Origin of the sequence: Coralloluteibacterium stylophorae (assembly GCF_018122625.2) — a bacterium.
Taxonomy (GTDB): domain Bacteria; phylum Pseudomonadota; class Gammaproteobacteria; order Xanthomonadales; family Xanthomonadaceae; genus Coralloluteibacterium; species Coralloluteibacterium stylophorae.
In genome coordinates this window covers 497,247-507,807 of record NZ_JAGQFT020000002.1, presented here as the reverse complement: position 1 = coordinate 507,807, position 10,561 = coordinate 497,247, and the positions used below count along the sequence as shown (strand labels likewise).

General features: G+C 72.2%; 8 protein-coding genes. 2 read left to right on the top strand and 6 right to left on the bottom strand.

Translation table 11 applies throughout. The annotated features are described in order from the left end of the window. Positions 1–432: 432 nt before the first annotated feature. A complete protein-coding gene (locus KB893_RS04705) occupies positions 433–1,056 on the top strand; it encodes a flavin reductase family protein (RefSeq protein WP_211925255.1) in 624 nt (207 codons plus the stop codon). A gap of 193 nt (positions 1,057–1,249) precedes the next feature. On the opposite strand, the gene KB893_RS04700 is transcribed toward KB893_RS04705, so the two are convergent. The 5 genes from KB893_RS04700 to KB893_RS04680 all read right to left on the bottom strand — a co-directional run bounded on the left by KB893_RS04700 (position 1,250) and on the right by KB893_RS04680 (position 8,684). Beyond that, complete coding sequence (locus tag KB893_RS04700) at positions 1,250–2,650, bottom strand: efflux transporter outer membrane subunit (protein WP_213173490.1); 1,401 nt, start codon at positions 2,648–2,650, stop codon at positions 1,250–1,252. Beyond that, a complete protein-coding gene (locus tag KB893_RS04695; RefSeq protein ID WP_211925254.1) occupies positions 2,650–3,405 on the bottom strand; it encodes an SDR family oxidoreductase in 756 nt (251 codons plus the stop codon). The genes KB893_RS04700 and KB893_RS04695 overlap by 1 nt, the downstream gene beginning before the upstream one ends. A gap of 30 nt (positions 3,406–3,435) precedes the next feature. Next, the gene (locus tag KB893_RS04690; protein WP_211925253.1) at positions 3,436–6,609 is read right to left on the bottom strand and encodes an efflux RND transporter permease subunit; all 3,174 of its coding nucleotides are present in this window, start codon (positions 6,607–6,609) and stop codon (positions 3,436–3,438) included. An 87-nt stretch (positions 6,610–6,696) separates the two neighbouring features. After that, positions 6,697–7,899 (bottom strand): efflux RND transporter periplasmic adaptor subunit, encoded by a 1,203-nt coding sequence (locus KB893_RS04685; RefSeq protein ID WP_211925259.1) that lies wholly within the window; start codon positions 7,897–7,899, stop codon positions 6,697–6,699. Further along, the gene (locus KB893_RS04680) at positions 7,899–8,684 is read right to left on the bottom strand and encodes an SDR family NAD(P)-dependent oxidoreductase (RefSeq protein ID WP_213173477.1); all 786 of its coding nucleotides are present in this window, start codon (positions 8,682–8,684) and stop codon (positions 7,899–7,901) included. Before KB893_RS04680 ends, KB893_RS04685 begins: the two co-directional genes overlap by 1 nt. A gap of 334 nt (positions 8,685–9,018) precedes the next feature. Here KB893_RS04680 and KB893_RS04675 point away from each other — a divergent pair, with 334 nt between their 5' ends. Then, positions 9,019–10,035: a LysR family transcriptional regulator gene (locus KB893_RS04675; RefSeq protein WP_211925251.1), complete on the top strand. Its 1,017-nt coding sequence runs from the start codon at positions 9,019–9,021 to the stop codon at positions 10,033–10,035. 1 nt (position 10,036) lies between these two features. On the opposite strand, the gene KB893_RS04670 is transcribed toward KB893_RS04675, so the two are convergent. Continuing rightward, the gene (locus KB893_RS04670; RefSeq protein ID WP_211925250.1) at positions 10,037–10,549 is read right to left on the bottom strand and encodes an alpha/beta hydrolase; all 513 of its coding nucleotides are present in this window, start codon (positions 10,547–10,549) and stop codon (positions 10,037–10,039) included. Positions 10,550–10,561: the final 12 nt, after the last annotated feature.

The following is a 10,561-nucleotide window of genomic DNA, read 5'->3' as shown; positions in this document are numbered from 1 at the left end:
TGCGCCAAGCAGATCATCTGCGCCGCCATGCGCAGGCTGCTGCGCATCGTCTACGGCGTGCTCAAGTCAGGTCAGCCATTCGATCCTGCAAGAGCCGTTGCCAGGTAGGAGGCAAGACGGTATCTACCGGGCGGCTTGAGCCGCGACGAGCGGTGCTTCCATCAGTGAGCGCGTCGGGGCTGAAGCCCCTCCCACAGCAAGCCCCTCCCGCGGGAAACGCCTCCCACAGACACACAGGCCATCGCACCATGGGTCGCGGCTGAAGCCGCTCCTACGGGGGCCGATGCCGGAACCGCGGCGCCCCCCTGGTCCCGATTCCCGATTCCCGACGTTCACCCCCCGCATCACCACCATCGCCCCACGTCGAGACCGATCACGCGCTCGAGCGGGAGCGGCGTGCGAGACTCGGCGGCTGCCAACCGGGACTGCGTCGTGAGCGACACCCACTTCTACCGCGTGGCCGACGGCCACGGCCTGCCGCACAACCCGTTCAAGGCGATCGTCGCGCCGCGGCCGATCGGCTGGATCTCGACCGTCTCCGCCGACGGGGTGCCCAACCTCGCGCCCTACAGCTTCTTCAACGCGCTGAGCGACACGCCGCCGATCGTCGGCTTCTCCAGCTCCGGCTGGAAGGACAGCGTGCGCAATGCCGAGGCGACCGGCGAGTTCGTCTACAACGTCGCCACCGCCGAGCTCGCCGCGCGGATGAACGCCACCGCGGCGCCGCTGCCGCCGGACGTCGACGAATTCGTCGAGGCCGGCCTCGCCGCCGCGCCTTCGCGCCTGGTACGCGCGCCACGCGTGGCCGACAGCCCGGCGTCGCTGGAATGCCGCCTGACGCAGATCGTGCGCATGGCCGCCGCCGACGGCCGCGAGACCGACAGCTGGCTGGTGCTGGGCGAGGTCGTGGCGGTGCACATCGACCGCCGCCACCTGGTCGACGGCATCTACCAGACCGCCGCGGCGCGCCCGATCCTGCGCGCCGGCGGCCGCGCCGACTACGCCGAGATCGGACCGGACAGCATGTTCAGGCTGGTGCGGCCGACGCAGGCCTGAAGCGCCTGCGCGCACCTGCGCGGCGCGCCGGACGGGGCCGGCGCCGCCGGGGGCCTTCCGCACCGATGCTGCGGAACCGCACGGCCCGCCGGCGCGGGACGACGTTCGCGGATTCCGCCGCATCGCCGCGGCGGTGGCGGACCCGCCTTCCCCGCCGCCCTGCGCGGGCACGGCCCCCGGACCGGACGATGCGTCAGGGGAAGGCGGGCTCGCGACCGATCCCACCCAGGGCCCGGTACACCTCCACCGCGCCGACATTGACATCGCTCTCGACCCGCGCAAGGGCATCGGCGGCGGCGAGCTGCTGGCGCTGGGCGTCGAGCAGGACCAGGAAATCGGCCGCACCCTCGCGGTACAGCAGCTCCGCCACCTCGGCCGCGCGACGCGCCGCCTCGGCCTGGCCGACCACGCTCTCGAGCTGCTCCTGGCGTCGGGCCTGGGCCTGCAGTGCGTCCTCGGTGTCCTCGAGTGCGACCAGCACCGCCTGCTCGTAGCGGGCGAGCGCGGCGTCTGCATCGGCTTCGGTCGCGCGCAGCCGCGCACGCACGCTGCCGAGGTCGAAGGCGGCCCAGCTCACCGAGGGCTCGATCGACCAGGTCTCCGAGTCGCTCTCGAACAGGTCGCCGGCGCTGCCGGACAGGAACCCGAGGAAGCCGGTCAGGCTGACCCTCGGGAACAGGTCGGCGGTGGCCACGCCGACACGCGCGGTGGCCGCCGCCAGCCGGCGCTCGGCCGCGCGCACGTCCGGGCGCTGGCGCAGCAGGTCGCGGGTGTCGCCGATCGGCAGCGGCCGCACGAAGGGCGCGAGCGGGCGCGGCGCGAGCAGGTCGTCGAGGCTTCCCGGCGCCTGCCCGAGCAGCACCGCGAGCCGGTTGCGCGCGACCGCGGCCTGCGACTGCAGCGCCGGCACGCTGGCCTCGATCTCGCGCAGCCGGGCGAGGCTGCTCTGCACCGCCTGCTCGCTCTCGGCGCCGTACTCGGCGCGCACCTCGGTCAGGCGCTGGGTGTCGCGGAGGGTGTCGAGGGTGTCCTCGGCGACCTCGATCCGCCGCTGCAGGCCGCGCAGCGCGAAGTAGTTGCCCGCGACCTCGGCGGCGATGCTCACCCGCACGTCCTCCAGCCCCGCCCGCTCGGCGCCGAGGTCGGCGTCGGCCGCCTCGATCGAGCGGCGGATGCGCCCGAACAGGTCGATCTCCCAGCGCGCGTCGAAGCCGAAGCTCACCTGCTCCTGGATCACGCGCGGCTGGCCGGGGAACACCGGCGCATTGGAGCGGCTGGCGGCGGCGACGGCGGGCACGTGCGGCGCGAGGTCGAGCCGCTGCTCGGAGAACACGGCCCGTGCCGCGTCCACCCGCGCGACGGCCACGCGCACGTCGAGGTTGGCGAGCATCGCGCGGTCCATCAGCGCGTCCAGCACGGGATCGTCGAACTGCCGCCACCACGCCGCGACCGGCACCGTGCCGCTGAAGGCGGCGGCGTCGGCGCTCGGCAGCGCGACCGGCGCCGGCTCGGGCGCCTGGTAGTCGGGGCCGACGCTGATGCAGCCGGCCAGCGCCAGCACCAGCGCCGCCGGCACCAGGGGGCGCATGCGCATCACCATGGCAGCGTCTCTCCAAGGTAGGTGAAGCTGCCGGTGGGGCCGTCGGCGTCGATCAGCGCCATCTGCACACTGGTCCTGGCGCCTTCGTCCGCTTCGATCTCGCCGCGCTGCTCGCCGCCGCTGTTGTTCATGTCGGTCCTGACGTAACCGGGGTGGACGGTGTTGACCTTGATCGGCGTATCGCGCAGCTCCCAGGCCAGCTGCACGGTCCACGCGTTCACCGCGCTCTTGGAGACGTTGTAGGCCGGCACCTTGAAGTCGTAGACCGGCGAGCCGGGCTGGCCGTGCAGGGTCAGCGAACCGAGGATGCTGGAGACGTTGACGATGCGCCCGCTCGCCGCCTCGCGCAGCAGCGGCAGGAAGGCCTGCGTCACCGCCACCAGGCCGAACAGGTTGGTGTCGAAGGTGCGCCGCCAGGTGTCCAGGCTCTGCTGCGAGGGCGGCAGGCTGCCGTCGTCGAGGATGATCCCGGCGTTGTTGACGAGGATGTCGAGCCGGCCGTGGCGGGCATCGACCTCGCGCGCGGCGGCCTCGATGCTGGCGCCGTCGGTGACGTCGAGCGCGATCGGCTCCACCGACAGGCCCTCGCCGCGCAGCTCGCGGGCGGCGGCATCCGCGCGGTCGCGGTCGCGGCCGGCGAGGAGCACGTGCACGCCCTGCTCCGCGAGCTGGCGCACCGTGTGCAGTCCGATGCCGCGGGTGGCGCCGGTGACCAGCGCGATCTTCCCCGTGTTGCTGTTGCCGTTCATGGTGTTGTCCTTGTCGTTCTGGGATGTGGGTCAGGAATGGGCCGGAGCGGCCGCGGCGGATTCCGGTCCCCGGCGCCGGGCGCCGCGCTCGGCCAGCGTGCGCAGGGCGACGTAGAACACGGGGGTGAGGAACAGGCCGAACAGGGTCACGCCGACCATGCCGGCGAAGACGGTGACGCCGGTCGCCGCGCGGACTTCGCTGCCGGCGCCATGGGAGAGCATCAGCGGCACCACGCCGGCGCAGAACGCGATGGAGGTCATCACGATCGGGCGCAGGCGCAGGCGGCAGGCCTCCAGCGCCGCCTCGACGATGCTGCGCCCCTGGTGCTCCAGCTCGCGGGCGAACTCGACGATCAGGATCGCGTTCTTGCACGCCAGGCCCATCAGCACCACCAGGCCGACCTGCACGAACACGTTGTTGTCGCCGCCGGTCATCCACACGCCCAGCAGCGCCGCCAGCAGGCACATCGGCACGATCAGGATCACCGCCAGCGGCAGGGTCCAGCTCTCGTACAGCGCCGCCAGCACCAGGAAGGCGAGCAGCACCGCCAGCGGGAACACGATGAAGGCCGCGCCGCTCTGGTTGGCCTGCTGGTAGCTGAGGTCGCTCCAGTCGATGCCCATGCCGGGCGGCAGGACCTGCGCGGCGAGCTCCTCGACCTTGGCCATGGCCTCGCCCGAGGACAGCACCCGCGGGTCGGCCTCGCCCAGCAGGTCGGCGGCGGGATAGCCGTTGAAGCGGATCACCGGGTCCGGCCCGTAGGTCTGGCGGATGTCGACGACCGAGCCGATCGGCACCATCTCGCCCTGGTCGTTGCGGGTGCGCAGGCGGCCGATGTCCTGCACGTCGGCGCGGAAGCGGGCGTCGGCCTGGGCGATCACCTGCCAGGTGCGGCCGAACATGTTGAAGTCGTTGACGTAGGCCGAGCCCAGGTAGGTCTGCAGGGTGTCGAACAGTTCGGTCAGCGGCACGCCCTGCGCCTTGGCCTTGACCCGGTCGACCGCGGCCTCGAGCTGGGGCACGTTGGCCTGGTAGCTGCTGATCGGGAAGCCCAGGCCCGGCGTCTGCGAGGCCGCGCCCTGGAAGGCCTGCACCGCGTTCTGCAGCTCGCCGTAGCCCAGCCGGGTGCGGTCCTCGACGAACAGCGACCAGCCCGAACCGTTGCCCAGGCCCTGGATCGGCGGCGGCATGAAGGCGAAGGTGAAGCCCTCCTGGATGCCGGCGAACTTCTGGTTGACCTCGGCGACGATCTCCTCCGCGCTGCGACTGCGCTCGGAGAAGGGATCCAGGGTGAAGAACACCACGCCGTTGTTGGGCGTATTGGTGAACTGCAGCGGGTTGAGGCCCGGGAAGGCGATCTCGCTGGCGACGCCGTCGACCTCCAGGGCGAGCGCGGCCATCTTCTTCAGCGTCGCGTCGGTGCGGGCGATGGACGCGCCCTCGGGCATCTTCACCCCGGCCAGCAGATACTGCTTGTCCTGCACCGGGATGAAGCCCGCCGGCACCGTGCCGAACATGGTGCCGGTGGCCAGCAGCAGGCCGGCATACACCAGGAACACCGCGCCACGGCGGCCGAGCACGCGGCCGATGGTGTGCTGGTAGCGGTCCGAGCTGCGGTTGAACAGGCGGTTGAACGGGCGGAACAGCCAGCCGAAGGCGCGGTCGATGCCGCGGGTCAGGCGGTCCTTGGGTGCATCGTGCGGACGCAGCAGGCGCGCGGCCAGGGCCGGCGACAGGGTCAGCGAGTTGATGCCGGAGATGGCCACCGAGATCGCGATGGCCACCGCGAACTGCTTGTAGAACTCGCCGGTCACCCCGTCCAGGAACGCCATCGGCACGAACACCGCGCACAGCACCAGGGTGATCGCGATGATCGGCCCGGACACCTCGCGCATCGCCGCGTGCGCGGCCTCCAGCGGTGCCGCCCCGCTCTCGATGTGGCGCTCGACGTTCTCGACCACCACGATCGCATCGTCGACCACGATGCCGATCGCCAGCACCAGGCCGAACAGGGTCAGGGTGTTGATCGAGAAACCGAGCAGATGGAGCACCCCGAAGGCGCCGACGATGGAGACCGGCACCGCCAGCAGCGGGATGATCGAGGCGCGCCAGGTCTGCAGGAACAGGATCACCACCAGCACCACCAGCAGCACCGCCTCGAGCAGGGTGCTGACCACCGACTGGATCGAGTCGCGCACGAAGATCGTGGTGTCGTAGACCGACTGGATCTCCACGCCCGGCGGCAGGCTCGGCCGGATCTCGTCCATGGTGGCGACCACCGCGTCGCGGATCTCCAGCGCATTGGCGCCGGGCGCCTGGAAGATGCCGATGGCCGCGGCGTTCTTGCCGTCCAGGCGCGCGCGCAGGGTGTAGTCGCCGGCGGCCAGCTCGACGCGGGCGACGTCGGCCAGGCGCACGATCTCGCCGTCCGCGCCGCTCTTGAGCACGATGTTCTCGAACTCCTCCACGCTCTCGAGCCGGCCCTTGGCGTTGATCGGCAGCAGGAAGTCGCTGCCGCCGGGCATGGGCTCGGCGCCGAGCTGGCCGGCGGACACCTGCACGTTCTGCTCGCGGATCGCGCGCAGGACGTCGCTGGCGGTCATGTCGCGCGCGGCGACGCGGTCGGGATCGAGCCAGATCCGCATCGCGTAGTCGCCGCCGCCGAACAGCTGCGCGTCGCCGACGCCCTCGATCCGCGCCAGGCGGTCGCGCACGTGCAGGCGCATGTAGTTGCGCAGGTACAGCGAATCGTAGCGGCCGTCCTCGGAGGTCAGGTGCACCACCATCAGGAACACCGGCGACTGCTTCTGCACGGTGATGCCCTGCCGGCGCACGTCCTCGGGCAGGCGCGCCTGCGCCTGGGCGACGCGGTTCTGCACCTTGACCGTGGCGTCGTCGGGATCGGTCCCGGGGCGGAAGGTGACGATCATCTGCAGCACGCCGTCGGAACCGGCGAGCGACTTGACGTACATCATGTCCTCGACGCCGTTGACCGCCTCCTCCAGCGGCGTCGCCACGGTTTCGGCGATCACCTTCGGATTGGCGCCCGGATACACGGTGCGCACCAGCACGCTGGGCGGGACCACGTCCGGGTATTCGCTCACCGGCAGGATCGGGATGGCGATGGCGCCGCACAGGAAGATGACGATCGACAGCACCGCGGCGAAGATCGGCCGGTCGATGAAGAAGCGTGAGAAGTCCATGGGGTGGCGCCTTGGAGGAGGAACGGGGGACATCGCGCCCGCTCTGCGGCGGGCTCGTGGATGGATCGGCGGTCGCGCCGCGCGGGATCAGTCGGCGCGGGCGACGGCGGGCGCGTCCGCGTCCGCGGCCGCCACCGCCTGCACCGGCATGCCGGGGAAGAACACCTTCTGCACGCCGCTGACGATCACCCGGTCGCCGGCGGCGAGGCCGTCCTCGACGATGCGCCGGCCGTCGACCACGCGGCCGAGCCGGACGTCGCGGCGCTGCGCGCGGCCTTCGGCGTCGACCACGTAGACGTACTTGCGGTCCTGGTCGGTCAGCACCGCCTTGTCGTCGATCAGCAGCGCCTCGGACGCGCCCCTGCCGAGCACGCGCACGCGCGCGAACAGGCCCGGCGTCAGGCTGCCGTCGCTGTTGTCGAGCACCGCGCGCGCGCGGATCGAGCCGGTGGCGGGGTCGACGCGGTTGTCGAGGAAGTCGACCACGCCCGCGTGCGGGAAGCCCTCCTCGTTCACCAGCCCGACCTGCACCGGAACGGCGGCGTCGCGCTCGCTCGGACGTTCGCCGGCGCGGGCGAGGCCGGCATAGCGCAGGAAGGTGGCCTCGTCGGTGTCGAAGTGCACGTGGATGGGATCCACCGACACCAGCGTGGTCAGCACCACGCCGCTCTCGGCGCTCACCAGGTTGCCGGCGGTGACCAGGGCGCGGCCGGCGCGGCCGGCGATCGGCGCACGCACGCGCGTGAATTCGAGGTCCAGGCGCGCCGCGTCCACGGCAGCCTGCGCGGCCTGCACCTCCGCGTCCGCCTGCGCGGCGGCGGCACGGCGCTGCTCGTTCTGCTCGGTGGAGACCGCATTGAGCTCGACCAGCTTCTGCGCACGCGCCGCCTCGCTGCGCGCGACCGCCGCGCGGGCGCGGGCGTTGGCGAGCGCGGCCTCGGCCTCGGCCAGCGCCGCACGGTAGCTGCGGTCGTCGATCTGGAACAGCACGTCGCCCTGCGCGACGAGCTGGCCCTCGCGGTAGTTGACCTTGTCGATGTAGCCGGACACGCGCGGACGCAGTTCGACGTGCTGCACGGCCTCGACCCGGCCGTTGACCTCGTCCCACTGCTGCACCTCGCGGACTTCGGCGGCGACCACGCCGACTTCGGGCGGCGGCGGTGCGGCGGCATCGGCGGCGCTGCTGCCGCAGCCGGTCAGGCCGCCGAGCCCGGCGAAGACCGCAGCGACGGCGACGCTCAGCAGGGCGGTGCGCAGGCGATCGCGGCCGCGTGGGGAAGGGATGGACATCATCGGAGGGACTCCTGGTCGGAACGGGAACGGGGAAACTCGATTGGGAAGCCGGCGGCGCCCGCCGGTCTGGTATCGACATGCGGCGCCGACCGGCGGGGCGGCGGCTCGAACTCGATCACCGGCCGCGCCGGCGCCTGCGCCGAAAGCAGGCCGGCGACGCGGTAGCCGACCGCGCGCGCGCTCGGCCAGTCGGCGCAGGCATGCCTGGCGTTGGCCTCCGAGCGCACCGGCTGGCTCACCGAGAGCAGTTGCACGCGCACGCCCAGCGGCGCGGCCTCGCCGTGCACCACGCGGGCGAGCATGCGCATCGCCGACGCGGCGATGGAGGCGTGGCCGTAGCCGGACCACGGGTGGGCGGCGCCCGGGCCGCCGATGAGCACGTAGTCGCCGCCGTCGGTGTTCTGCGCCAGCAGGGGCAGCAGATGGCGCACCGCGACCAGGTGCGGGATCAGGTCCTCGTCGAGGCGGCGGCGCAGGAACTCGGCGGGGCGGTCCAGCATGCGCCCGCCCTCGCGGCCGCCGGACAGGCTGGCCACCACCGCCGCCAGCGGACGCCGGCGCTGGCGCAGCGCCGCCGCCAGCGCCTGGCCGTCGGTCTCCTCGGCGACGGAGCCCGGAAGCAGTTCCAGGCCGCGCAGGGCGCCGCAATGCTCGCGCAGCGCCGCGAGCCGGTCGCCGCGGCGACCGACCGCGATGACGCGGTGCCCCGCCTCCAGCAGCGAGGCGACGATGCCGCCGCCGACCGTCCCGGTCGCGCCGAGCACCAGCACTTCGCCGGTCACTGTCCCGCCCCCGGGATTTTCTCTCCCGCATTAGGGATTGTCCCGAGCACTGCCTCGGTAACCCGGCGTCCGCTTCCGCTCCTTGCGGCAGCGCCGTCGACGCCGGCTGCAGCCGTTCCGGCCCTGCGCGGCTCCTGATCCGGCGCGGGCGAGAACACCCGCCCGAAGGCATCTTCGGAAAGGAAGGCGCGGACGGCTGCGGTGATACGCTGGGTCACGACGACAACTCCGGTGCGGACGATGCCGCGCAGACTAGGCATCGAAACAGGAGTTGATTAGTCGGGATTTAAGGGAATAATCATCCCGCTTCCGGTCCAATCGAGAAGGAACCCCGATGTCCCGCGATCTCAACGACACCCTCGTCTTCGTCAAGGTGGTCGAGCAGGGCAGCTTCATCAGCGCCGCGCGCGCGCTGCGCCTGCCCAAGACCACCGTCAGCCGCAAGGTGCAGGAACTCGAGGAGCGCCTCGGCGCGCAGCTCCTGCACCGCACCACGCGGCGGCTCGGTCTCACCGAGGCCGGCAACGTCTACTACGAACACTCCCAGCGCATCGCGCGCGACCTGGCCGAGGCCGAGAGCGCCGTCACCCAGCTGCAGGCGGGTCCGCGCGGCTGGCTGCGCTTCACCGCGCCCTACTCCATCGGCATCGACAAGATCGCGCCGCTGCTGGGCGAGTTCCACGCGCGCCATCCCGAGGTCCGGGTCGAGATGCTGCTGAGCAACGAGCCGCTGGACCTCATCGCCGGCGAGATCGACGTCGCGCTGCGCATCGGCAACCTGCCGGACTCGAACCTGATCGCCCGCCCGCTGGGCAGCCTGAGGATCGAGGCCTACGCCGGCACCAGCTACATCGAGCGCCACGGCGAGCCGCTGCATCCGGACGACCTGCAGCACCACCGCGTGCTGGCGATGACCAAGCACCGCCGCGGCAACGCCTACTGCTGGACCCTCGACGACGGCGACGGGCCGAGGGACTTCCCGGTCAATCCGGTACTGGTCGCCAACGATCCGGCGGCGCTCAAGGGCGCGCTGCTGTGCGGCGAGGGCATCATCATGGGCGCCGACATGATGGTGAAGACGGCGGTCGAGAAGGGCCTGGTCCGCCGCGTGCTGGCCGGCTGGTCCGGCGGCGAGTACGCGCTCAACGCGGTGTTCCCGCGTGGGCATGTGCAGTCGCCGAAGGTGCGCGCCTTCGTCGATTTCCTGCTCGAGCACGTCCAGCTCGACCTCGACGTGATGCTGCGCTGCTGCCCGGTGGTCCGCGCGGCCGAGGCCGCACAGGCGCGCGTCGCGGGCGACCCGGTCGCCGAGGACGGGGCGCGCATCCTCGCCGACGCCGTCGCGCCCTGAGTCAGAGCGCGGCGAGGAAGCGGCCGAACTCCTCGGCACAGAAGTCGACGTGGCCGGCGAGCCGATGGCTGTCGTCGACCAGGACCAGGCCGTCGCGACGCGGCAGCGCCCAGTCGATGACCGCCTGCGCGGGGATCAGTTCGTCGTCCCAGCCGTGGACGATGCGGGTCGGTACCCGCGCGGCGTCGAAGCGCCGGCCGAACCCGTCGATGCGGATCGGCGGCGCCATCAGGAACAGGCCCTCGCAGGCGACCTGCTCGGAGACGAAGCCGGAGATGAAGGCGCCCATGCTCGAGCCCGCCAGTACCAGCGGCCCTTCGACCCGCTCCGCACGTTCGCGCAGCCGCGCGATGCGCAGCTCGATGTCCTCGACCCGGCGCCCGGCGTCGATGTCGGAGTAGTCCGGCCGTTCGTGGGTCCAGCCGAGGCGCCCGGCGACCGCGGCCAGGGCGGTGACCTTGGTCGCGTCGGGGCTGCTTTCGAGTCCGTGGGAGAGGATGACGTGGCCGTGCATGGCGGTCCTTGG

Bases quoted from the DNA above. Each gene is read 5' to 3' on its own strand.
- KB893_RS04700 (WP_213173490.1), bottom strand. From the start codon at position 2,650: ATGCGCATGCGCCCCCTGGTGCCGGCGGCGCTGGTGCTGGCGCTGGCC.
- KB893_RS04675 (WP_211925251.1), top strand. From the start codon at position 9,019: ATGTCCCGCGATCTCAACGACACCCTCGTCTTCGTCAAGGTGGTCGAG.
- KB893_RS04670 (WP_211925250.1), bottom strand. From the start codon at position 10,549: ATGCACGGCCACGTCATCCTCTCCCACGGACTCGAAAGCAGCCCCGAC.
- KB893_RS04695 (WP_211925254.1), bottom strand. From the start codon at position 3,405: ATGAACGGCAACAGCAACACGGGGAAGATCGCGCTGGTCACCGGCGCC.
- KB893_RS04685 (WP_211925259.1), bottom strand. From the start codon at position 7,899: ATGTCCATCCCTTCCCCACGCGGCCGCGATCGCCTGCGCACCGCCCTG.
- KB893_RS04690 (WP_211925253.1), bottom strand. From the start codon at position 6,609: ATGGACTTCTCACGCTTCTTCATCGACCGGCCGATCTTCGCCGCGGTG.